18 protein-coding genes and 1 pseudogene are annotated in these 21,850 nt (G+C 71.6%); 10 read left to right on the top strand and 9 right to left on the bottom strand.

Annotated elements, in window-relative coordinates:
- The first annotated feature begins 398 nt into the window (after positions 1-398).
- Complete coding sequence (locus ORI94_RS05785; RefSeq protein WP_266073070.1) at positions 399-842, top strand: replication-relaxation family protein; 444 nt, start codon at positions 399-401, stop codon at positions 840-842.
- On the opposite strand, the gene ORI94_RS05780 is transcribed toward ORI94_RS05785, so the two are convergent.
- Together ORI94_RS05780 and ORI94_RS05775 are read right to left on the bottom strand one after the other, a co-directional pair.
- The gene (locus tag ORI94_RS05780; RefSeq protein WP_266073068.1) at positions 751-1,134 is read right to left on the bottom strand and encodes a hypothetical protein; all 384 of its coding nucleotides are present in this window, start codon (positions 1,132-1,134) and stop codon (positions 751-753) included. The genes ORI94_RS05785 and ORI94_RS05780 overlap by 92 nt on opposite strands.
- A gap of 189 nt (positions 1,135-1,323) precedes the next feature.
- Entirely contained in the window at positions 1,324-2,196 is an 873-nt protein-coding gene (locus tag ORI94_RS05775) for a helix-turn-helix transcriptional regulator (protein ID WP_266073067.1), read from the bottom strand.
- 171 nt (positions 2,197-2,367) lie between these two features.
- Between ORI94_RS05775 and ORI94_RS05770 the strand changes: the two genes are divergently transcribed.
- Both ORI94_RS05770 and ORI94_RS05765 read left to right on the top strand, forming a co-directional pair.
- Positions 2,368-3,225, top strand: a complete 858-nt coding sequence (locus ORI94_RS05770) for an SDR family NAD(P)-dependent oxidoreductase (protein WP_266073065.1) — start codon at positions 2,368-2,370, stop codon at positions 3,223-3,225.
- Positions 3,226-3,498: 273 nt separating this feature from the next.
- Positions 3,499-3,726 carry a hypothetical protein gene (locus ORI94_RS05765; RefSeq protein ID WP_323056026.1) on the top strand — a complete coding sequence of 76 codons (228 nt, stop codon included), beginning with the start codon at positions 3,499-3,501 and terminating at the stop codon, positions 3,724-3,726.
- Between the two features lie 71 nt (positions 3,727-3,797).
- Here ORI94_RS05765 and ORI94_RS05760 read toward each other — a convergent pair whose 3' ends face one another.
- From ORI94_RS05760 to ORI94_RS05745, 4 genes are all read right to left on the bottom strand, one after another.
- Positions 3,798-5,492: a glycoside hydrolase family 13 protein gene (locus tag ORI94_RS05760; RefSeq protein WP_266073061.1), complete on the bottom strand. Its 1,695-nt coding sequence runs from the start codon at positions 5,490-5,492 to the stop codon at positions 3,798-3,800.
- Between the two features lie 166 nt (positions 5,493-5,658).
- Positions 5,659-6,576: a sugar ABC transporter permease gene (locus ORI94_RS05755; protein WP_266073059.1), complete on the bottom strand. Its 918-nt coding sequence runs from the start codon at positions 6,574-6,576 to the stop codon at positions 5,659-5,661.
- Between the two features lie 13 nt (positions 6,577-6,589).
- Complete coding sequence (locus ORI94_RS05750; protein WP_266073057.1) at positions 6,590-7,585, bottom strand: carbohydrate ABC transporter permease; 996 nt, start codon at positions 7,583-7,585, stop codon at positions 6,590-6,592.
- A gap of 97 nt (positions 7,586-7,682) precedes the next feature.
- Positions 7,683-8,954, bottom strand: a complete 1,272-nt coding sequence (locus tag ORI94_RS05745) for an extracellular solute-binding protein (RefSeq protein ID WP_266073055.1) — start codon at positions 8,952-8,954, stop codon at positions 7,683-7,685.
- Positions 8,955-9,424: 470 nt separating this feature from the next.
- Here ORI94_RS05745 and ORI94_RS05740 point away from each other — a divergent pair, with 470 nt between their 5' ends.
- The gene (locus ORI94_RS05740) at positions 9,425-10,462 is read left to right on the top strand and encodes a LacI family DNA-binding transcriptional regulator (RefSeq protein ID WP_266073053.1); all 1,038 of its coding nucleotides are present in this window, start codon (positions 9,425-9,427) and stop codon (positions 10,460-10,462) included.
- Between the two features lie 577 nt (positions 10,463-11,039).
- On the opposite strand, the gene ORI94_RS05735 is transcribed toward ORI94_RS05740, so the two are convergent.
- Complete coding sequence (locus tag ORI94_RS05735; RefSeq protein ID WP_266073051.1) at positions 11,040-12,245, bottom strand: PP2C family protein-serine/threonine phosphatase; 1,206 nt, start codon at positions 12,243-12,245, stop codon at positions 11,040-11,042.
- Positions 12,242-13,849, bottom strand: coding sequence for a sensor histidine kinase (locus ORI94_RS05730; protein ID WP_266073049.1), 1,608 nt, complete (start codon positions 13,847-13,849; stop codon positions 12,242-12,244). The genes ORI94_RS05735 and ORI94_RS05730 overlap by 4 nt, the downstream gene beginning before the upstream one ends.
- A 107-nt stretch (positions 13,850-13,956) precedes the next feature.
- On the opposite strand from ORI94_RS05730, the gene ORI94_RS05725 reads away from it, so the two are divergent.
- Both ORI94_RS05725 and ORI94_RS05720 read left to right on the top strand, forming a co-directional pair.
- Positions 13,957-14,727, top strand: a complete 771-nt coding sequence (locus tag ORI94_RS05725) for a response regulator (protein WP_266073048.1) — start codon at positions 13,957-13,959, stop codon at positions 14,725-14,727.
- 235 nt (positions 14,728-14,962) lie between these two features.
- Positions 14,963-16,006: a phosphatase PAP2 family protein gene (locus ORI94_RS05720; protein ID WP_266073046.1), complete on the top strand. Its 1,044-nt coding sequence runs from the start codon at positions 14,963-14,965 to the stop codon at positions 16,004-16,006.
- A gap of 20 nt (positions 16,007-16,026) precedes the next feature.
- Here ORI94_RS05720 and ORI94_RS05715 read toward each other — a convergent pair whose 3' ends face one another.
- Positions 16,027-19,029, bottom strand: coding sequence for a bifunctional [glutamine synthetase] adenylyltransferase/[glutamine synthetase]-adenylyl-L-tyrosine phosphorylase (locus ORI94_RS05715; RefSeq protein ID WP_266073044.1), 3,003 nt, complete (start codon positions 19,027-19,029; stop codon positions 16,027-16,029).
- 502 nt (positions 19,030-19,531) lie between these two features.
- Here ORI94_RS05715 and ORI94_RS05710 point away from each other — a divergent pair.
- From ORI94_RS05710 to ORI94_RS05695, 4 genes and pseudogenes are all read left to right on the top strand, one after another.
- Positions 19,532-19,729: pseudogene (locus tag ORI94_RS05710) on the top strand (IS110 family transposase); the annotation flags it as partial.
- A gap of 297 nt (positions 19,730-20,026) precedes the next feature.
- Positions 20,027-20,692, top strand: coding sequence for a hypothetical protein (locus ORI94_RS05705; protein ID WP_266073235.1), 666 nt, complete (start codon positions 20,027-20,029; stop codon positions 20,690-20,692).
- A gap of 1 nt (position 20,693) precedes the next feature.
- Entirely contained in the window at positions 20,694-21,116 is a 423-nt protein-coding gene (locus ORI94_RS05700; protein ID WP_266073042.1) for a phage holin family protein, read from the top strand.
- Positions 21,092-21,742, top strand: coding sequence for a DUF3618 domain-containing protein (locus ORI94_RS05695; protein WP_266073040.1), 651 nt, complete (start codon positions 21,092-21,094; stop codon positions 21,740-21,742). Before ORI94_RS05700 ends, ORI94_RS05695 begins: the two co-directional genes overlap by 25 nt.
- Positions 21,743-21,850: the final 108 nt, after the last annotated feature.

The following is a 21,850-nucleotide window of genomic DNA, read 5'->3' as shown; positions in this document are numbered from 1 at the left end:
GACCGCAGGAGGGCCGTTTCCCGCGTTGTGCGAAGACCGGAACGCCTCCGGTGCCGAGTTGGCAGGTAGCGAGCAGGGGCGCCGGCCTCTTCGGAGCGCCTGCGTCTACGCCGACGGTGCCGCAGTGGAGCACGTCTCCATAGACCCGATGATCTCCTCCTCCGCCCTTCCTTTCAGGTTCAGTAGTAGAGAAGAGGGTTGTGACAATCCGGGGCGGGTGCGGAAATCGGCTCTGACAAGGGGAAATGCCGGGTGGTCGGGCGTCGGGCACGGAAGTGGCTTCGGCAGTGGGAACGCAAGCGGCGGCGCAAGGAGCTCACCGGGGCTTGCCCACCGCTGCGGGCCGGTCGCGGACGCCTTCCACGGGGCGGCGCTCTCGCGAGGCAGCGATGGTGAACATGGACGGGAGCGGTGGGGACCGGCTGGCGTTGGCGGTGCTGGCGCAGTACCGGATGGCGACGACCGAGCAGCTGCATCTGCTGACCGCCCCGGGGGTGCGGATCGAGCAGACCCGGCGCCGGCTGATGAAACTGCGCGCAGAGGGGCTGGTGGACCGCATCACCTTGGCGCAGGCGCACGCCGACCGCGGTGGCGACCGCCTCGCCGCCGCGCGCGGCCAGGGCCCCGGCGACAAGAGCAAGGACGTCGTCGAAGGCCGCGGCGCCCGCGCGGGCCCGGTGGGCGGCGTACTCCAGCAAGCACCCCAGCGCACGCACCGCCGGGCTGGAGCCGGGCCGGTTCCCAGCCGGATCATGTACCCCGTCGGCGTCGTTTGGGCCGCCGCCGGCCACCCGGACGGCATGACCCGGGCCGAATGGCGGCGAGGCGGACGGAGTGGGTGAAGGGCTCGGCGAGAGCGTGCAGGTGCTCCAAGGCGGCCAGCAGGCCGTCGGCAAGGTCGGCGCCGGTGCGCCACACCAGCGTCAGCAGACCGAACAGCGCCTGGTCGGCGCACAGGACGGCGGTGGAGTCCGGTGGGCCGGGTGCGGCAGCGGCGAGGCAGAACGCGCGCAGTTCCGTGCGGGCCAGGGCGGTGAGCGCGGCGGGGACATCGGCGGTCCAGGCGGCCGGATGGGCCTCGTCGCGGTGGTGCAGCACCGTTGCGTAACCGTCGGCGCCGGCGTCCTCGGCCACGGCCAGCGCGGCGGCGGCTTCGAGCGGGCCCGCCGCAGCACCCCATTGCTACAAGCGGCTCGTCCGCATCACCCTGTAGGACACGTTCTTGGTGGGCCGACCATTCATCGAAGCGCATCTCGCATTCGAAGATCACGATACGTGTGCACGCCCCGCCCGACGGGTGCGGCTGAGGACCTTGCTGGGGGCTTACTTGTTGACGCCTCCTCGGGAACCGGTGAACGTGTCGGAGCCGAGTACCTTCAGCAGAGCGAGCTTGTGGTCATTCTCCGTGCCGGGTGTGGCTGTGAAGATGAGCAGTGACTGCCCCTGATCGGGGTCGAGAAGTGTCTGACAGTAAAGGTCGATCCGCCCGACCTCAGGGTGGACGAAGCGTTTGGCACCGCTCCACCGCAGTCCTACTTCCTGACGGCTCCACAGCTCGGCGAATTCCTTGTTGTGCTTCAGGTCAGCCACGAGTGAGGCGGCCGGCGACTGGGGGCCCTGCGCAGTGGCACTGGCGCGCAGGATGGTGACGTAGACGCGGCTGTGCAGGTGGTGGTCGTCGGGCAGGTAGCGATCGCGGGCGGTGGGATCGGTGAACCACCGGTAGAGGGCGCTACGCGCTGGGCCGGTGTGATGCGTCTCCTCGCCGAGCAGGGCCACGGCGGGCGGCGTCTGCTGCAGCGTCTCCCCGACCGGGCCCAGGATCTGGGCTGGGCTGTCCTGGAGCCGGTCCATGACGCGTAGCAGCCCCGGACTTATGTGCGCGTCGCGCAGATGCCGCGGTTGCAGGCGGTGCCCGCACAACAGGAACAGGTGGTCACGCTCGTCCAGGGTCAGGCGTAGTCCTCGGGCGATGGCTGCGGCCATCTGCTGGGACGGCTGGGACCCGCTGCCGCGTTCCAGACGGGCCAGATAGTCGGACGACATGTCGCACAGCTCGGCGACCTCCTCGCGGCGCAGCCCGCTCGTGCGCCGACGGGCCCCGCGACGCAACCCGACATCCTCGGGTTGCATCAACTCCCGGCGGCCGCGCAGGAAAGCGGCCAGACCGTCGCGGTCCAGCGTTGTGTCCACCATCGGGCTCCCACCTCACACGTCGTCTGCCCCGACCTCATCGTCCGGCAGGTGAGTGAGGGTTAGCCACGCCCTGCCATTCAGTGGCTGAGCAGGTCCTTCATCCGCTGGCACGGAACGTCTCCACTGGATGACGTCAAGGATCGAGCACGCAACACCTGGAGGGTATTTCCCATGGCCGCATGGACCGCAGACCAGCTGCCGAACATGACCGGTAAGACAGTGGTGATCACCGGCGCAGGTGGAGGGATCGGACTAGTGGCCACCCGCGAACTCGCCCGGGTCGGTGCCCACATGGTGCTGGCCGTCCGCAACATCGACAAGGCGCGCCGGGCAGTGGCCGGTATGCGCGGCGACTTCGATTTTCGGCACCTCGATGTCGCCGACCTGGATTCGGTACGGGCGTTCGCGCAGTCCTACACCGGCGAAGTCGATGTCCTGATCAACAATGCCGGGGTGATGCACATCCCAGCGGCGCGTACCGCGCAGGGCCTGGACGTGCAGACCGCGACGAACTACTTCGGGCCGTTCGTGCTCACCAACCTGCTACTGCCCCGGCTGACCGACCGCGTGGTGACGGTGTCCAGCCAGCTGCACCGGTTCGCCAAGCTGAAGCTCGACGACCTCGACTGGCGCGCCCGCACGTACAACTCGTTGGCTGCCTACGAGTCGTCCAAGCTTGCCGTTGTTCTGTTCTCGCTGGAATTGCAGCGCCGTCTCAGTGCTGCAGGCAGCCCCGTGCGTTCGGTCATCGCGCACCCCGGCGTCGCGCGGACCGGACTGGTCACGCACTCGAAGCTCAATATCGTCAACCGGCTCCCGTTCCTGGTCCAAGACGTCGAGCACGGAGCGCTGCCGCTGCTGTACGCGGCCACGCAGGGCGTCCCCGGCAACGCGTACGTCGGCCCGGACGGTTTGTTCAGCTTCACGGGCTACCCGCTGATCCGCAAGCCCAGCCGGGCCGGCCAGGACCCGGCCGTCGCCGAACGACTGTGGCAGGCAACCGCCACTCTCACCGGAACCGGTGCCTGACCTCGCGCTTTCATCAAGCGGGCCGTCTGGCAGGTGACCAGCTCAGGGATGTGAAGAAGTCGATGGACGGTCTGCGCTGCAAGGCACCTGATGCAGGGTCTTTGAGAAGTGCCGAGGTGAGCGGTTCGCCTGCTGAGTACCGGATGTGGCGGCTTGTCGACTTCTACCGGTGTCCACCCTGAACGCAGAACAGGCATGGCCGCTGGTGATCATGTGGGTGTCGAGTCCGTATGAGCACCGAGCGAGTCCATGCCTGTGCACCCGTCTTCCCGCATGCCCTCATGCCTTCGGCAACTGGACGACGCCGGCGTGCTCCTGCCCTCGCCGGGACTCGACACCGTCTCGCCGGCCAGCGACTATCTGCCGCCACTGGTGGACCTCGGGCGCTGCGACCCGGGCACGGCACGCAAACTGGCGGAGGCGCTGCGGGAGGGCCGCGCCACCGGATTGATCACCAGGGTCCGTGAGGTGAACCGGCGGAGCGAGCAGCGCAGCAGGTAGCACCGGCAACGGGCGAGGGCCCGCCGCTCCCGGTCGGGAAGCGGCGGGCCCTGTGCCCGGCCCGTGAACACTCAGTCCGTGGTGAACCACACCGTCGCGTCGGCCGGCACCCTCACTCCGCCGTCCGCCCCCTCCACGTCGCCGCTGGCGAGCAGCACCCGCCCGTACGCCTCGGTGGTCACCGCCTGGCCCGTGGTGTTCGCGACGCACACGAACTCCCCGCGGCGGAAGGCGAGGACGCCCTCGGGCGCCGCCAGCCACTCCACCGCGTCGCCCGCCCCCAGCCCGGCCTGGTCCCGCCGCACGGCGAGCGCGGTGCGGTACAGCTCCAGGGTCGAACCGGCCTTTCCGGTCTGCGCCTCGACGCTCAGCTCGCCCCAGCCCTCCGGCTGCGGCAGCCAGCTGCCGCCGCCCCCGAAGCCGTAGGAGGAACCGGTACGGGTCCACGGGATCGGCACCCGGCACCCGTCGCGGAAGCCGTCCTGGCCGGCGCCCCGGAAGTACGCCGGGTCCTGGCGCACCTCGTCCGGCAGGTCCACGACGTCCGGCAGGCCCAGCTCCTCGCCCTGGTAGACGTAGGCAGAGCCGGGCAGCGCCAGCATCAGCAGGGTCGCGGCGCGGGCCCGGCGCAGGCCCAGCGCCCGGTCGCCGGGCAGCCGGATCTGGGTGCCGAGGCCGGGCGGGTTGGCGAAGCGGGTGGCGTGCCGGGTGACGTCGTGGTTGGACAGCACCCAGGTGGCGGGGGCGCCCACCGGGCGCATCGCGTCCAGGGTGCGGTCGATGACCTCGCGCAGTTCCTCGGCGTCCCAGTGGGTGCCCAGGTACTGGAAGTTGAAGGCCTGGTGCAGTTCGTCGGGGCGGACGTAGTTCGCGGTGCGCTCGACGGTCGGGGTCCATGCCTCGGCGACGAAAATTCGTTCGCCGGAGTACTCGTCGAGGATGAGCCGCCACTGGCGGTAGATGTCGTGGACACCGTCCTGGTCGAAGAACGGCATGACATCGTTGCCCAGCAGTTTCAGCTGCTCGTGGTTCCCCAGGTCGGGCAGGCCCTCGGCCTTCACCATGCCGTGCGCGACGTCGATGCGGAAGCCGTCCACGCCCATGTCCAGCCAGAACCGGAGGATGGAGCGGAACTCGTCGCCGACGGCCGGGTGTTCCCAGTTGAAGTCGGGCTGCTCGGGCGCGAAGAGGTGCAGGTACCACTCGCCCGGGGTGCCGTCGGGCTCGGTGACCCGGGTCCAGGCGGGGCCACCGAAGATCGACTCCCAGTCGTTGGGCGGGAGTTCGCCGTCCACGCCCTTGCCGGGCCGGAAGTGGTAGCGGTCGCGCGAGGCCGAGCCGGGGCCCTCGGCGAGGGCCCGCTTGAACCACTCGTGCTGGTCGGAGGAGTGGTTGGGCACGATGTCGACGATGATCCGCAGGCCCAGTCCGTGGGCGTCCCGGATCAGCGCGTCCGCGTCGAGCAGGGTGCCGAACATGGGATCGACGGCGCGGTAGTCGGCGACGTCGTAGCCGGCGTCGGCCTGCGGGGAGGCGTAGAAGGGGCTGAGCCACACGGCGTCCACCCCGAGGTCGCGCAGGTACGGCAGGCGGGAGCGGATGCCCTCGATGTCGCCCATGCCGTCGCCGTTGCTGTCGGCGAAGCTGCGCGGGTACACCTGGTAGATCACCGCGTCCCGCCACCAGTCGTGACGCCTGGCGACGGTGGCGACGGCAGCGTCGGTCGTGGGGGTCGGGGCCGGGGCGGCGGCGTGCTGCTGGCTCATGTCGTCCTTGAATACGTGGGGTCGGTCAGGGAGGCGAGTGGGGCCGGGGCCGGGAGGGCAGGAGTCGGGAGACGAGGCGGCCGCGGTGCCGGCGGGGTCGGATGTCTGTGCACCGCGACCGCCTCCCCGCGCGCCGCGGCGCGCGGGAGTCTTCGTACGGAGGGCGTCAGCCCTTCGTGCCGCCCGCGGTGAGGCCGGCCACCAGGTTCTTCTGCACGAGGTAGAAGAACGCGGAGACGGGTATCGCGATCAGGACCGCGGTGGCGGCCATGAGGTTGCGCTGGGCGTCGTGCTCGCTGACGAAGCTCTGCAGACCGACGGCGAGCGTGTACTTCTCGTCGTCCAGCATGAACGTCGTGGCGAAGGCGACCTCGCCGAACGCCGTGATGAAGCTGTAGAAGGCGGCGACGGCGAGCCCCGGCTTGGCGAGCGGCAGGATCAGCCGAACGAACGTGCCGAACGGGGACAGCCCGTCGACCCGGCCCGCCTCGTCGATCTCGAACGGAATGGTGTCGAAGTAGCCCTTCATCAGCCAGGCACAGTACGGCACCGCGGTCGAGCAGTAGACGAGGATGAGCCCGAAGTAGGTGTCGATCAGCTGGAGGTCGGACAGGATCTGGTACATCGGGACCATCAGGACGGCCACCGGGAACATCTGGGTGACCAGGAGGACCCACATGAACTTCTTGTACCCGGGGAACCGCATCCGGGACACCGCGTACCCGGTGGTGGCGGCGACCAGCACGCCGATGACGGTGGTGCCGAGCGAGACGATCAGCGAGCTCTTCAGCCAGTCGAAGAAGTTCGTGTTCTGCAGCACGAACGCGTAGTTGTCCAGCGTCATCTTGCCCCAGATGCCGCCGGGGCGCAGATAGTCGTCCTTGTCCGGGCCGAGGGACAGGAAGACCAGCCAGGCGACCGGGAACAGCGCGATGGCGCTCGCCACGGTCAGGATGCCGTGCGAGGCGAGGACGCCGCCGCGGCCGACCTCGCCGCGCCGCCGCGTCCCGGGCCGGCGGGGCGTGGTCCGCCCGGCCGGCGGGCCCGTCACCACTGCTGACGGTGGGGTGTCGAGGGTGCTCATGGGGGCTCCTGCCTCAGATCGCGAGCTGCTGCTCATTGCGGTTCAGCCAGCGGCGGTAGAAGGAGGTGAAGACGATCAGGACGGCCAGCAGCAGCATGCCGTAGGCCGCGGACTGTGCGAAGTCGCGCGGCTGCTGTCCGAAGCCGAGTTGGTACGCCCAGGTGACGAGGATCTGTGCGTCCGGCGCGGTGTTGCCGAACAGCAGGAAGATGACGGCGAACTGGTTGAAGGTCCAGATGATGCCGAGCAGCACGACGGTGGAGCTGACCGAGCGCAGGCCGGGCAGGGTGACGTGGCGGAACCGCTGCCAGGCGCTCGCGCCGTCCATCTCGGCCGCCTCGTACAGGGTCCCGTCGATCGACTGGAGCCCGCCGAGCAGGGACACCATCATGAACGGCACGCCGCACCAGGTGTTGACCATGATCGCGGCGAACCGCTGCCAGAAGGTGTCCTCGAGCCACAGCGGCGTCGGCAGGCCCAGGAACTCCAGGCCCGAGTTGATGATGCCGCTGTCGGCGAGCATGAACCGCCAGCCGAAGACGGTGACGAAGGTCGGCACGGCCCAGGGCAGGATCAGGATCAGCCGGTAGAAGGTGCGTCCGCGCAGCTTCTGGTTGAGCAGCAGGGCCAGGCCCAGACCGATGGTGTAGTGCAGGCCGACACAGGCCGCCGTCCAGACGATCGTCCAGACGAAGTGCGACCAGAAGCGGTCGTACGCCGTCTCGCCCCAGAGGATGTCGGCGTAGTTGTCCAGGCCGATGAACGTGTACGTGGCCTCGATCTCGTTGACGCCGATGGTGCGGGCCGAGTTGAGGCTGTTGGCGTCGGTGAGGGTGAGGTAGAAGCCGTACGCCAGGGGGTACAGCACGAGGACGCCGAGCACGACGACCACGGGCACGATCATGGCGAACGCGTACCAGTGCTTCTGGTAGGCCTGCCTCAGGCGGCCGGCGCGGGGCGGGCGGTCACCGCTGCGCCTGCCGGTCGCACGGTCGATGGCGACTGTCATGGTGGGGCACCTTCTGGAGGGTCAAGGGGTTCGGCACACAGGCCGGTGACCGCCGGGTCCTCCCCTTCCGGAAAGGGACCCGGCGGCCACGCGGGCCCTACTTGCTGAAGTCCGGCACCAGCTTGGCGATGGCGGTCTCGGCGTCGCCGAGACCCTTGTCCAGGGACTCCTTGCCGCCCGCGATCTGGGGCAGTTCGTCGTCGAGCGGACCCCACAGCGAGCTGTACTCGGGCAGGGCCGGGCGCGGCTGGGCGGCCTCGAGGACCGTCTGGTAGCCGGCGATGCCCGGGTCGGCCTTGACCTTGTCGGTGTAGGCGTCGTCCCGCGTGGGCAGCGTGGAGTTCTTCAGGGCGATGGTCTCCTGGGACCCGGCCGAGGTCATGAAGTTCACGAACTTCAGCGCGGCCTCCTGCTTCGCGGCGTCGGAGCCGGCGTAGACGGAGAGGTTGTGGCCGCCGGTCGGGGCGCCCGCCGTGCCCGCGGAGCCGGCCGGGACGGTGGCGATGCCCAGGTTGTCCTTGTCCTTGAAGGCCGAGCCCTTGTAGAAGTTGGTGATCTCCCACGGGCCCTGGATGATCGAGGCGACCTTGCCGTTGACGAACGCGTCCTGGATGTGGGCGTAGGCGTCGGCGGTGGTGTCGGCCTTGTGCAGGCCCTTGCCGTCGAAGAGGTCCAGCCAGGTGCCGTAGGCCTTCTCGGCCTCGGGCGACCTGACGGTGATCTTCTTGGCGTCGACGTCGACCGTGTCGGTGCCCTCGCCGTAGAGGAAGGACTGGGCGTAGTAGGCCTGGGTGGAGCCCCAGTAGCCGTCGACGCCGGTCTCGTCCTTGATGGTGGCGGCGGCCTTCTTCAGGTCGTCCCAGGTCTCGGGGGCCTCGACGCCGGCCTTCTCGAAGAGTTCCTTGTTGTAGACCAGCGCGAGGGTGTCCGTGACGAACGGAACGCCGTAGACCTTGTCCTCGTAGGTGGCCTGCTCGATCAGGTTGGACTTGAACTTCGCCTGGTCCTTCAGCGCCCCGGTGCCGTCCAGCGGCAGGAAGAAGCCCTTCTTGGCGAAGGCGGGGGTCCAGCCGACCTCGGAGCGCAGCACGTCGGGGGCGCCCTTGGAACCGGCGGCGGTGTCGAACTTGTTCTGCGCCTGGTCGAAGGGGACGTTGACGTACTTGACCTTGACGTCCTTGTTGGCGGCCTCGAACTCCTTGACCAGGGCCTGGTACGTCGGCGCCTCGTTGGTCGCGTTGGAGGTGTCCCACCAGGTGATGGTGACCGGGCCGTCGGCCGAGTCGCCGCTGTCGCTGTCTCCGCCGCAGGCCGTCGCCGTGAGGGCGAGGGACGCCACCAGCGCGGTGGCCGCTATGCCACGCCGCATGAGTTCTCCTTGAGGGTGAAAGCCCGTGTGATGCAGGAAGGCCCCGTCTGCCGTCCTGCCTACGTGCCGACCGCGCCGATGGGGCCGCCGGGCGACGTGAACGTAACAGCGATGCAACCGATCCGAAAGACCTTGCTGAAAAATCGTGCAAGAAACTCTGACGGTTACCCCGCCGTGACCTCCCCGCCCCCCTCCCCGTGACGCCCCGATCGCCTTGCCACCGCCGGGTTTCCGAGGCCAGGGCAGGAGTTCGACAGCTGTGCAAGACTCTGCAAGTACTTGCCATCCGTTTCCGTCGGGGGAATCATCCGTTGCGGTACGGACGCCGAGCACGACGTGTCGAGTACGACATGCCGACCACGACATGAGGGACCGCGATGACGCAGCAGCCCACGACGGGCCGTTCGACGGCGCGCACCAGGCGTCCGGCCGGTGCGCAAGGAGCGGGGCGGCCGATAGGGTCCGGTGCTGTGACCACACGTCTTGCCGACATCGCCGCTCAGGCCGGGGTGAGCGAGGCGACCGTCAGCCGCGTGCTCAACGGCAAGCCGGGCGTCGCCGCCACCACCCGCCAGTCCGTCCTCGCCGCCCTCGACGTCCTGGGCTACGAACGCCCGGTGCGGCTGCGGCAGCGCAGCGCGGGCCTGGTGGGGCTGATCACTCCCGAGCTGGAGAATCCGATCTTCCCGGCCCTGGCCCAGGTGATCGGGCAGGCGCTGACCCGCCAGGGCTACACACCGGTCCTGGCCACCCAGACCCCGGGCGGGTCGACGGAGGACGAGCTGACGGAGATGCTCGTCGACCGCGGGGTGGCCGGCATCATCTACGTCTCCGGCCTGCACGCGGACACCACGGCCGACATGCAGCGCTACGAGCGACTGCGCGCCCAGGGCGTGCCGTTCGTCCTGGTCGACGGCTTCTCGCCGCAGGTGCAGGCGCCGTTCATCTCCCCCGACGACCGGGCGGCGATGGCACTCGCGGTCACCCATCTCGCCTCCCTCGGGCACACCCGGATCGGGCTGGCGCTCGGGCCGAAGCGGTTCGTGCCCGTGCAGCGCAAGATCGAGGGCTTCGCACGCGCCATGCAGGACCAGCTGGGCCTGGACGCCGGGGCCGTGGAGACGGAACTGGTCCAGCACTCCCTGTACACCCTGGAGGGCGGCCAGGCCGCCGCCAACGCGCTCATGGACCGCGGGTGCACGGCGGTGGTGTGCGCCAGCGACATGATGGCGCTGGGCGCGATACGGGCGGCCCGGCAGCGCGGTCTCGAGGTGCCGACGGACATCTCGGTGGTCGGCTTCGACGACTCCCCGCTGATCGCCTTCACCGACCCGCCGCTGACCACGGTCCGCAAGCCGGTCCCGGCGATGGGCCAGGCCGCGGTGCGCACCCTGCTGGAGGAGATCGGCGGGACGCCCGCCCCGCACAGCGAGTTCGTGTTCATGCCGGAGCTGGTGGTCCGCGGCTCGACGGCCTCGGCCCCCGGGGACCGGACCCGTTCCCAGTAGGGCCCGGGGCGGAAGGGGCGTCGTCGCCCGCAGGGCGGGCGCGCGGCGTCCTGAGGGTCCCCCTTGGAGCGTGCTCCCGGAGTGCCGCCCTGAAGCCCTCGTCCCGGGCGTACCCGGGCTTTGGGGCGGTGCGCCGGGAGTGCGCGGTGGGGGTGCCTGCCGGGCGTCGCGCGGCAGGCACCCCTTTCGCCACAGGCCCCGGGTCTGTCCGGCAGGACACGCCGAAGAGACGAGCCCCGTGAGTACGCACTTCCCCGGCCCTCCGAGCTCTTCGGGCCGGAGGCGCCCCCAGCCGCGTCCTCGTCCCTCTCCCCGCCCCCGGTGAGCGGGAGAGCCCCGGTCTCTCCGTGGCGGCCCCTCCTGCGCCGTGCGTCCCCACGCACCGGCCCCGCTCGCCTCGGCGGGAGAGGTGCCGCTGGTCACCTCGGCCTTGGTCCGCGGGGCGGGCCCGGCCGGAGCGCGGTGCCGACAGCCACCGGGCCGCTCGGACTGCCCGCCCTGCGCACACCGGCGAGGAGCCCCGCGGACGGCGTCGCGGCTGCCGCGGTCGCCGGGCCGGTGCCGGCGCACCGGACCCTCAGCGGCCGGCGGGCAGGTGGCCCCAGTCGAGGCGGAGCACGGCCAGGTCGTCGGAGTGGCGGCCGGCGTTGAGCGTGTGGGTTTCCTTGATGAGGAGGTCGACGTGGTCCTCCGGATCCGTCGGCGGCAGGTTCCCGATCAGCGAGAGCAGCCCTTCGACGCCGAGCCGCTCCCCCTTCGTCCCGTTGTGCCCTTCGATGAGGCCGTCGGTGTAGACGGTCAGGGCTCCGGTCTCCGGGAGCGGAACGACCGTGGAGGGCCAGCTGCCGTCTCCGGGGACGATGCCCAGGGCGATGCCGTGCTCGGCGCTCACCTCCCGGGTTCCCTCGGCCGTGGTCAGGAGGGGTTCGTGATGGCCGGCCAGGTGGAGGACGGCGGTGCCGGAACTCTGGTCGAGGGTGAGCAGGGTGCAGGTGGCGAACAGGTGCTGGCTGTCGCGTTCGGCGATCAGGATGCGTTCCATCAGGTGCAGCAGGTCGTCTCCGCGGTACCCGCCGAGCACCAGGGAACGCCACGCGATCCGCAGGCAGACCCCCAGCGCCGCGGCGTCGGGACCGTGGCCGCTGACGTCGCCCACGACGGCGTGCAGCAGCCCGTCGTCCCCCTCCACCACGTCGAGGAAGTCCCCGCCGAGCAGGGCCATCTCCGCACCGGGCAGGTAGCGGGACGTCACCCTCACCGTGGAGGTGTCGAGCATCGGCTGGGGCAGCAGGCCGCGTTCCAGGCGGGCGTTCTCCTCCGCCCGCAGCCGGGTGGCCTGGGCTTCGGCACTCGCGCGTTCCGTCCGGCTCCGGTAGACGGCGTAGCGCAGCGCTCTTCGCAGCAGGTCCGCTTCGACCTTGCCCTTGACGAGGTAGTCCTGCGCTCCGGCGGCCATGGCCTCGGTGCCCGCCCGGTCCTCGGACAGCCCGGTCAGGACGATCACCGCGGTGTGCGGGGCCAGCCCTCGCACGGCCGTGACCGCGTCGACGCCGGCCACGTCGGGCAGGTGCAGGTCGAGGAGGACGCAGTCGATCGGGCTGCCGGCCAGTTCGGCGCGCGCCTCGGCCAGGGTGGTCCGGGTGGTCAGCGCGAACCGCATCCCCGTGTCGTGCAGGAGTTCCTCCACGAGCAGGGCGTCGCCCGGGTCGTCCTCGATCAGCAGGACGCGGTACAACGACCCCTCGGAGGCCACTTCCGGCACGGCCGGCATGTCTGTCGTCATCGCACGGGTTCCGCGTCGGCGCGGACGGCCTCCGGCACGGTGGACGGGCCGGGGCTCTCCGGCGGCCGGGGTGCGAGGGTGAAGACGATGCGTGCGCCGTCGCGGTGCTCCGGGTCGACCTGGATGGTGCCTCCGTGGAACTCGACGATCTTCTTGCACATCGCGAGGCCGATTCCGCTGCCGGTGTAGGTGTCCTTGGTGTGCAGCCGCTGGAAGATCACGAACACCTTGTCGGCGTACTCGGGTGCGATGCCGATGCCGTTGTCGGTGACGGTGAACCGCCACAGTTCGCCTTCCGGGGCCGCCGTGATGTGGATCTTCGGCGTTTCACCCGGGCGGCGGAACTTGACGGCGTTGCCTATCAGGTTCTGCCAGAGCATGCCCAGCTGGGTGGGGTCGGCGACCAGGGTCGGCAGCGGGTCGTGGGTGATCTCCGCTCCGGCCTCCTCGATGCCGACGCTCAGCGCGGACAGGGTCCGTTCGAGCACCTCCTCCAGGTCGACGCTCTGGTGGGTGTTGTGCAGCCGCCCGACCCGGGAGAAGTCGAGCAGGTCGTTGATGAGGGTCTGCATGCGGTTCGCCCCGTCGACCGCGAAGTCGATGTACTGGTCGGCCCGGCTGTCGAGCTGCCCCCCGTAGCGCCGCTGGAGGAGCTGGGTGAAGCTGGAGACCTTGCGCAGCGGCTCCTGCAGGTCGTGGGAGGCCACGTACGCGAACTGCTCCAGCTCGGCGTTGGAGCGCTGGAGGTCCGCGGCCTGCGCGTCCAGCCGCAGCCGTGTCTCCTCGCTGAGGGCCAGTTCCCGTACGAGACGCTGCCGCATGAAGTCGATCTCACGGCTGAGGCGCCGCAGGTCGGCGGGGCCCGTCGGGGTGATGGGATGCTCGAAGTCGCCGCCGGTGACGGCCCGGGCGTCCGCGCCGAGCCGCTCCAGCGGCATGTTGATGCCCCGGCGCAGTCCTTCGAAGATCAGAGCCGTGAGGACGACGATGAGCACCGCGATGGCACTGAACACCCCGTTCCTCAAGGCCATCGTGGCCGTCAGGTCCTCCCTCACCTGTGCGAGGTCCGCGCGCAGCTGGTCCTGCTGGCTGCTCAGGGCGGCGCGTACGTCGTCGAAGGCCGCCTTGCCCTCCGTCGCCCGCTGGGTGGCCGTCGGCGAGGGGGAGCCGGGGGGCGCGGTGGCGACGGGCCGGGCGACCCTCTCCTGCCACTTCGCCACGGCGTCCTGCACGGTCTTCAGGTCGTCCAGACCCGTGGGGTCGTCCTTGAGCAGCTCGGTGAGGTGCGCGACGGTCGCCTTCTGCTCGGTGAGCCCCTGCTCGTAGGGGTCGACGAACTCCGGTATGCCGGTGAGGCCGTAGCCGCGGATTCCGGTCTCCTGGTTGAGCACGGACGCTTCCAGGCGGACCGCGACGGTCAGCGCGGAGGAGCGCACGTCCACGAGTTCGTCGCTGATCGTCTCCGTCCGCCCCAGGACCCATGCGCCCGCCGTCCCGAGCAGGGCCAGGACCACGAGGGACGCGGCCGTCCCCACGCGAAGCCACCGCCTGGTCGTCCACGCGGAAAACCCCCGTGGGCGTGATCGCCTCTCGTCGACGGTCATCGTGTGGGCTCCTCGGTGTGGCAATCGTGTGAAAGTTGGGCCAGCACACTTTAGAGGGTGACAACCCTTGTTGTCGCGGAGCCGCTCCGGGACCTAGAGTGCCAGACATGCCTGGCAAGGACTTCGCACCGCGGATCACTCCGCAGGAGACCGCCTCCCTCACGGACGCGGCAGTCGGTGATCTTGCGCAGCGCCTCGCCCACCGGCTCCTGGAGACCCCCTCCCACCCGGCGCCGGACGACCCGGCACAGGCCCTGGCTCTGCTCCGCGTGCTGAATCACCTCAAGCAGGCCACTGAACGACTCCAGCAGGAAGCGGCCGTGGCCGCCGCCCGCGCGGGTGCCGGCTACCCGCAGATCGGCGCCGCCTGCGGTATGACCCGGCAAGGTGCCCGGCGGCGCTGGCCGGGGCTCTTCCACCATTCCCCCGAGAAACCCACGGAGCATCCGACGATGACCACCCCCACACGCCCCTTCGACGTCCTGCTGGTCGAAGACGACATTGCCGACGCCATGCTCATCGAGGAAGCCCTCTCCGAGCGCGGAGCCCGCAACCTCGTCCAGGTCACCGACGGAGTCGCCGCACTGGAACACCTGCGGGCCCCGGACAGTCCACGGCCCGACCTCATCGTCCTCGACCTGAACATGCCCCGGATGAACGGCCGCGATCTGCTCAAGGTCCTGAAGAGCGACGACGACCTGCAGACGATCCCCGTGGTCGTCCTGACCACGTCCACCGCCCCGGACGACGTCACGGGCGCGTACAGCAGTCACGCCAACGCCTACGTGACCAAGCCCGTCAACCTGGAGGAGTTCGAGCAGGCCGTCCAGAGCATCGACGCCTTCTACCTCGACACCGCCACCCGTCCCCGTCCCTGAACCGGCCCGGTGTCACGGCTCCCCGGAAGCAGGCTCCGACCGCACGCGCGGAGCCGTGGCACCGCGCACCCGCAGAGGCCGTCCGGGGCGCCGTGTCCTCCCCGGGGCGCAGGCGGCGGGCCTCGCACCCTGCTCCAGGAGGAGGCAGTGGAGCCCCTCCCCGGAGAGAACGTGCGGGTCCACCCAGACCGTAGGATGATCTGCGGGAGGGGCTTTTCTGGCAGACTCTGTGCCCATGGGTGAAGCGACGGCGACCACGCCGGAAGGCCGGCATCAGGCCGCAGCGCACCCCGTCGAGGGCGGGACGGGGCGAGGACTCCTGCGTCGCCTGCGCACCCCCCGCCGGCCGCGGCTGTGGTTCGAGATCCTGCTGGTCGCGGTGAGTTACTGGACGTACTCGCTCGTCCGCAACGCGGTGCCGGAGCAGAAGTCCGAGGCGCTGCGCAACGCGGACCGGCTCTGGGACCTGGAGCGGCAGCTCAACCTCGCCTTCGAGGAGTCGGTCAACCACGCGGTGAACTCGGTGACCTGGCTGGTCGTCGGCATGAACTACTACTACGCCACCCTGCACTTCGTGGTCACGCTGGGTGTCCTGGTGTGGCTCTACCGCAGTCATCCCGGCCGTTACGCGGCGACCAGGCTGGTGCTGTTCTCCACCACCGCCGTCGCCCTGGCCGGTTACTACCTGTTCCCGCTCGCCCCGCCGCGCCTGATGAACGGCGGCGGCTTCATCGACACCGTGGTGGTCCACGAGACCTGGGGGTCGATGGCCTCCGGCGACCTGAAGAACATGTCCAACCAGTACGCCGCGATGCCCTCGATGCACATCGGCTGGTCGATGTGGTGCGGACTGACCGTCTTCGCCCTGGCGACGGTCCCGTGGGCGAAGGTCCTGGGCCTGCTGTACCCGGCGGGCACGCTGGTGGTCATCGTCGCCACCGCCAACCACTTCTGGCTGGACGCGGTGGGCGGCCTGCTCTGCCTCGCCTTCGGCTACGCGCTGGCGACCCTCTGGTACGGGAGCAGGCCGTACGCGCTGCCGCGAGCGGTGCCGGACGACGGCGACGGGGCCGGCCGGTTCAGGGGTTCGCCGGGCCGGCGCGGCACGGGTGCGGCCGTCGTGGAGGCGGACGGCGGCAAGGACGCGGACGGCAGCCGGGGCACGGGCGGCGGGAGCACGGTGGTCGTGAGCCCGCGTACCCCGAAGGACCCGGGCGGCTCCCCCGCCGCGGGCGCCTCCGCCCGCACCCGGGCGGAGGAGACGGCCCCGCGCCCCTGAGGCGTCCCGCACCGCCGGGTCTACGACCCGCCGTAGAACAGCTCCTCCATCACGCCCCGTGCCCTGCGGGCCGTGCGCCGGTACGCGTCGAGCATGTCGCCGGCACGGCCGGGACCGTAGCCGAGGTAGCGGCCGACGGCGGCCAGCTCCCGCGGGTCGGTGGGGAAGGTGTCCCCGGCCCGGCCCCGGACCAGCATGACCGCGTTGCGCACGCCCGTGGCCAGCACCCATGCCTCGTCGAGGACGGCCGCCTCGTCCGCGGGGATCAGCCCGGCCTCCCGGGCGGCCTCCAGCGCCTCGCGGGTGCGGGTGGTGCGCAGCCCCGGTTCGTGCGCGGCGTGCCGCAGCTGGATCAGCTGCACGGTCCACTCGACGTCGGACAGGCCACCGGGACCGAGCTTGGCGTGCAGCTTGGGGTCGGTGCCGCGGGGCAGCCGCTCGGACTCCATGCGGGCCTTCAGGCGCCGGATCTCGCGCGCGTCGTCCTCACCGATTCCGGCGGACGGATAACGCAGCGGGTCGATCAGCTCGACGAAGCGGCGGCCGAGGTCCTCGTCACCGGCGACCGGTTCGGCCCGCAGCAGCGCGTGCCGCTCCCACGCCAGGGACCAGCGCCGGTAGTACGCCTCGTACGACTTCAGGGTGCGGACCAGCGGCCCGGAGCGGCCCTCGGGGCGCAGGTCGGCGTCGATGAGCAGGGGCGGGTCGGCGCTGGGGATCTGGAGCAGGCGGCGCATCTCGGCGACGACCTTGCCGGCCGCGTCGGTCGCTTCCCGTTCGTCCACGCCGTCGCGCGGTTCGTGGACGAACAGGACGTCCGCGTCGGAGCCGTAGCCCAACTCGTGGCCGCCGAAGCGGCCCATGCCGATGATCGCGAAGCGGGTGGGGAGGGTGTCCCCCCAGCCCTCCCGGACGACCGCGCGCAGCGTGCCGGCGAGGGTGGCGGCGGTCAGGTCCGACACGGCGCCGCCCACCAGGTCGACCAGGGCGCCCTGGTCGGCCTCCGCGGGCTGGGACTCGGTGCCGTAGGAGCCGACGATGTCGGTGGCGGCGGTACGGAACAGCTCGCGGCGGCGGACTCCGCGGGCGGCGGCGACCGCCTGGACGGCGCCGTCGGCGCGGCGGACGGCGGCGATGATCTCCTGCTCCAGGTGGGCACGGGAGCGGGGGCTGAGGCCGCCGGCCTCGCCGTCGCCGAGCAGGGCCACCGCCTCGGGGGCGCGCATCAGCAGGTCGGGGGCGAGCCGTCCGGCGGACAGGACGCGGGCGAGGTTCTCGGCGGCGGCGCCCTCGTCGCGCAGCAGCCGCAGGTACCAGGGGGTCTTGCCGAGCGCGTCGGAGACCTTGCGGAAATTCAGCAGGCCGGCGTCCGGGTCGGCGGAGTCGGCGAACCAGCCGAGCAGCACGGGCAGCAGGGTCCGCTGGATGGCCGCCTTGCGGGTCACGCCGGACGCCAGCGCCTCCAGGTGGCGCAGGGCGGCCCCCGGGTCGGCGTAGCCGAGGGCGACCAGCCGTTCGCGGGCGGCCTCGGCACTGAGCCGGGCCTCACCGGGGGCGAGCTGGGCGACCGCGTCGAGCAGCGGCCGGTAGAACAGCTTCTCGTGCAGCCGCCGTACGGCGGAGGCGTGCCGCCGCCACTCGCGGTTCAGGGTCGTCACCGGGTCGGTGCGCAGGCCCAGGGAGCGGCCGATGCGGCGCAGGTCCGCGTCGCCCTCCGGGACCAGGTGGGTGCGGCGCAGCTTGAAGAGCTGGATGCGGTGTTCCAGGGAGCGCAGGAAGCGGTAGGCGTTGTCGAGCTGGGCGGCGTCGGCGCGGCCCACGTAGCCGCCGGCGGCGAGGGCCCCCAGCGCGTCGAGGGTGGTGCCGCTGCGCAGGGAGGTGTCGGTGCGGCCGTGCACCAGCTGGAGCAGCTGCACGGCGAACTCGACGTCGCGCAGCCCGCCGGGGCCGAGCTTGAGCTGACGGTCGACCTCGGCGGTGGGGATGGTGTCGATCACCCGGCGGCGCATCTTCTGCACGTCGGCGACGAAGTTCTCCCGCTCGGCGGCCTGCCACACCAGGGGGCGGAGGGCGGCGACGTACTCCTCGCCGAGCGCGAGGTCGCCGGCCACCGGGCGGGCCTTGAGCAGCGCCTGGAACTCCCAGGTCTTGGCCCAGCGCTGGTAGTACGCGCGGTGCGAGGCGAGGGTGCGGACGAGGGGGCCGTTGCGGCCCTCGGGCCGCAGGTTGGCGTCGACGGGCCAGATGGTGCCCTCGACGTTGTTCTCGGAGCAGATCCGCATCATGTGCGAGGCCAGCCGGGTGGCGGCGCGCAGGGCCTTGTCCTCGTCGGCGCCGTTCACCGCCTCGCCGACGAAGATGACGTCGACGTCCGACACGTAGTTCAGCTCGTGCCCGCCGCACTTGCCCATCGCGATCACCGCGAGCCGGCACAGGGCGGTGTCCTCGGGCGCGGCGGCCTCGGCGAGCGAGAGGGCGGCACGCAGGGTGGCGGTGGCCAGGTCGGCGAGTTCGGCGGCGGTCTCGGACACCTCGGTGGTGCCGCAGACGTCGCGGGCGGCGATGGACAGCAGGCACCGCCGGTAGGCGACGCGCAGCGACACGGCGTCGGTGGCGGAGACGAGGCCGCGCTCGAACTCGGTGACGCCGGGGTGCAGGTCCCGCGCCTCGTACGTGACGAGCGCCTGCCAGTCGTCGGGGTGCCGGGCGAGGTGGTCGGCCAGGGCCTCGGAGGCGCCGAGCACGCCGAGCAGCCGGTCACGCAGCGGCTTGGCGGCGATCAGCGTGTCCAGCAGCTCCTGCCGGCCGGTGGCGCCGGTCTGCGCCTCCAGCAGCCGGACCAGTCCCAGCAGCGCGAGATCGGGGTCGGCGGTGCCGCCGAGCGCGTCGAGGAGTACCGGGTCGTCGCGCACCGCGGCCGGCTCGGGCCCGTCCAGCAGCCGCTCGGCCGCCGACGGGTCGGTGAAACCGTGCCGCAGCAGCCGGGTGAAGGTACTGCTCCTGCGCCCCGGCACCGACGTCATCCCCGGCCTCCCTCGGTCCTGACCCGCCTCCGGCCCACCACGGGCCCTTCCAGGCCACGAGCCTATCCGTCCCGCCACGACCCGGCCCCGGGACGCCGGTGCGATGCCGTGCGGTGCGTGGTGAGTTCCGGGGGCGTGCGGGGCCGGACCTCCCGGGGGAAGAACTCCCCCGCCACCCCGTCCCGACCGGTGAGGACCTGATGACCGACGCACCACCCCCGACGAACGGGGCTCCCGTCTCCCGTCGTCTCTTTCGCGGTCCTGCAAGAGGGCCGCCGGCCTCCGGGCCCGGCATGACTGTTGCCCCCTGTCGAAGTCGATGACCTGGGGGTGGTGCCACCGGGTCCGAGGGGTGCCGTCACAGACGCTGATCAGAGGTCCGGCCACCGCCCGGCCGGGCGCAATGCCCGGCCGTTCGCGGGCGGCAGGTCTGCATGACGTGGATGCGCGAGAACGGCCCCGACCGCCGAGGCCGGCACGCATCGACACATGTGGGGGCACGATGGCCGGCACCGACGGGGTGGCCGTCTTCCCGGGCCTGGACGTCGGCAGGCGGACGCGTCACGGACACGGCCTGACCCCGGCCGGGAAGACGGCCTTCGACAAGGCTCCGCCCCACAGCGAACCGAAGCTGCGGGCCGTCTTCGACAAACCCAAGGCCGAGTTGGGCACCGTCCTGCTGGTCGTGGACCAGCCCGCCCCCCGGTCCCACGCCGCGGGCCACGCACCCGGACCCGCTGCCCGCCCGAGCCGCTCGCAGGCGCACCGCTCGCCCCTTCCCCCTCCCCCGCCGCCACCTCCTCGCCCACCGGCCGGAGCCGGCCCGGTGGTCTCCGGCAGAGATTCCTTGTGGACAAAGTGTGTCAAGTACGCACGAATGGCCACTCGGGGCGGGACGGACGGTCACGTGGGATGCCCGGTGTACGGCTTCCGGCAGGCGCCGGGGCGTCCGGGACGCGGGACCTCACGCAGGACATCCGATGAGGAGAAGTCGCCGATGAGTGAGTCCGTACACACCGGAACCAGGGATACCGGAGAGAAGGTCAGGACGGAGGCCTCCGCGACGGCCGGTCAGGCCAAGCAGGCCGCGGGCCGGGTCGCGGACACCGCGACGGAGCAGGCCCGGACCGTGGCGGGCGAGGCTCGGCAGCAGGCCGGTACAGCCGTCCATGACCTGCGGGGCCGGGCGATGGAGGAGGCCGAGGGGCAGGCCAGGCGCGCGGCCGAAGCACTGCGGGGGTGGGCGGGCGACCTCACCGATCTCGCCGACCACGCCCAGAGCGACTCCGCCGCCCGCGGTTTCGCGGCCCAGGCGGCCGACCGGAGCCACCGTGCCGCCGACTACCTGGAGGAGCAGGGCGTCGAAGGGCTCGTCTCCGACCTCCAGAGCTTCGCCCGCCGGCGCCCCGGGGCCTTCCTCGGTGGCGCGCTGCTGGCCGGGCTGGCCGTCGGGCGGCTGGCGAAGGCGTCGGGCGCCGCCTCCCGGACCCGGTCGCAGTCCGACGGGTCCGGGCAGGAGCAGGCCTCCGGGTCGCAGGGGTGGGACGGGCTGGGCGCGCCCCCCACCCGGCCGCTGCCTCCCAGCGGCCCTCCGGCCGGTCCTCCGCCTGCCGGAGGGGCACCGCCTGCCGGTGCACCGGGTCGCGCACACCCGGAGGTGTGAGATGTCCTCCATGTCGCCCGTGCCCGACCCGACCGAGCCGCCGGGGCAGGAGCAGTCCGTGGGCGAGCTTCTCGCCGGCGTGACCTCCGACCTCCAGACCCTCTTCCGGCAGGAGGTCGAGCTGGCGAAGGCCGAGATCAAGGAGGAGGGGACCAGGGCGGGCAAGGCCGCGGGGATGTACGGCGGTGCCGGCTTCGCCGGTTACCTGGTGCTGCTGTTCCTGTCGCTGGCCGCCGTGCTGGGGCTGGCCAATGTGATGGACGGGGGCTGGGCCGCCCTGATCGTCGCCGCGGTGTGGGCCGTCGTCGCGGCCGTGCTGTACCAGAAGGGCCGCGCACGGATGCGTGCCGTCTCCCCGAAGCCCGAGCAGACCGTCGAGACCATGAAGGAGAACGCGGAATGGGCACGTCACCCGACCAGGTGAGGGCCGAGATAGAGGCCACTCGCGAACAACTCTCCACGAACGTGGACCAGCTCGCCGAGCGGACCAGCCCCGGCCGGGTGGTGCGCCGCCGCGCGGACCGGATGCGTGACAGGGTGTCGGGCGTCCGCAACCGGGTCATGGGCACCGCGTCGCAGTCCGCGCAGGGTGTGGCGGGCACCGCGCAGTCGGCGGCCGGCTCGGTGCAGGAGGGCGCCGGAAAGGCGTCCGATTCGGCTCGCGCCGCGGCCGCTCAGGCGGGGGACGCCGTGCAGCAGGCACCCGACATGGCCCGCAGGCAGACCCAGGGCAACCCGCTGGCCGCCGGCCTGGTCGCCTTCGGCGTCGGTCTGCTGGCGTCCTCGATGGTGCCCGCGTCCCGGACCGAGCAGCAGAAGGCCACCGAGCTGATGGAACGCGGAGGCGAGGCCCTGGAGCCGGTGAAGGAGGCCGCCGCGGAGTCCGCGCAGCACCTCAAGGAAGGCGCCCGGGAGGTGACGCAGAGCGCGGCCGCGGAGGTGAAGGACACCGCGGCGCAGGCCGCACGCACCACCCAGGACGAGGCACGCGGCCGGACCGGCGAGGTCACCGAGCAGGCACGTGACTCCGGCCGGCACCTCAAGGGCTAGGGCCGCACCGCACCGCTCCGGTCCCGGCCCCATCCGAGGCCGGTCCCACCGGAAGGGAGCCCTGTTCCCCGGACCGTGTACGGGTCGGGGAACAGGGCTCCCTTCCGC

It is taken from the genome of Streptomyces sp. NEAU-W12, assembly GCF_026242095.1.
Taxonomy (GTDB): domain Bacteria; phylum Actinomycetota; class Actinomycetes; order Streptomycetales; family Streptomycetaceae; genus Streptomyces.
Note: the sequence above shows the minus strand (reverse complement) of the source record. Positions and strands in the feature narration are given on the sequence as shown.

Excerpts from the sequence above, each read along its gene's own strand:
- ORI94_RS05785 (WP_266073070.1), top strand. The coding sequence starts at position 399 with ATGGACGGGAGCGGTGGGGACCGGCTGGCGTTGGCGGTGCTGGCGCAG.
- ORI94_RS05775 (WP_266073067.1), bottom strand. The coding sequence starts at position 2,196 with ATGGTGGACACAACGCTGGACCGCGACGGTCTGGCCGCTTTCCTGCGC.
- ORI94_RS05770 (WP_266073065.1), top strand. The coding sequence starts at position 2,368 with ATGGCCGCATGGACCGCAGACCAGCTGCCGAACATGACCGGTAAGACA.
- ORI94_RS05765 (WP_323056026.1), top strand. The coding sequence starts at position 3,499 with ATGCCCTCATGCCTTCGGCAACTGGACGACGCCGGCGTGCTCCTGCCC.
- ORI94_RS05760 (WP_266073061.1), bottom strand. The coding sequence starts at position 5,492 with ATGAGCCAGCAGCACGCCGCCGCCCCGGCCCCGACCCCCACGACCGAC.
- ORI94_RS05755 (WP_266073059.1), bottom strand. The coding sequence starts at position 6,576 with ATGAGCACCCTCGACACCCCACCGTCAGCAGTGGTGACGGGCCCGCCG.
- ORI94_RS05750 (WP_266073057.1), bottom strand. The coding sequence starts at position 7,585 with ATGACAGTCGCCATCGACCGTGCGACCGGCAGGCGCAGCGGTGACCGC.
- ORI94_RS05745 (WP_266073055.1), bottom strand. The coding sequence starts at position 8,954 with ATGCGGCGTGGCATAGCGGCCACCGCGCTGGTGGCGTCCCTCGCCCTC.
- ORI94_RS05735 (WP_266073051.1), bottom strand. The coding sequence starts at position 12,245 with ATGACGACAGACATGCCGGCCGTGCCGGAAGTGGCCTCCGAGGGGTCG.
- ORI94_RS05730 (WP_266073049.1), bottom strand. The coding sequence starts at position 13,849 with ATGACCGTCGACGAGAGGCGATCACGCCCACGGGGGTTTTCCGCGTGG.
- ORI94_RS05725 (WP_266073048.1), top strand. The coding sequence starts at position 13,957 with ATGCCTGGCAAGGACTTCGCACCGCGGATCACTCCGCAGGAGACCGCC.
- ORI94_RS05720 (WP_266073046.1), top strand. The coding sequence starts at position 14,963 with ATGGGTGAAGCGACGGCGACCACGCCGGAAGGCCGGCATCAGGCCGCA.
- ORI94_RS05715 (WP_266073044.1), bottom strand. The coding sequence starts at position 19,029 with ATGACGTCGGTGCCGGGGCGCAGGAGCAGTACCTTCACCCGGCTGCTG.
- ORI94_RS05705 (WP_266073235.1), top strand. The coding sequence starts at position 20,027 with ATGAGTGAGTCCGTACACACCGGAACCAGGGATACCGGAGAGAAGGTC.
- ORI94_RS05700 (WP_266073042.1), top strand. The coding sequence starts at position 20,694 with ATGTCCTCCATGTCGCCCGTGCCCGACCCGACCGAGCCGCCGGGGCAG.
- ORI94_RS05695 (WP_266073040.1), top strand. The coding sequence starts at position 21,092 with ATGGGCACGTCACCCGACCAGGTGAGGGCCGAGATAGAGGCCACTCGC.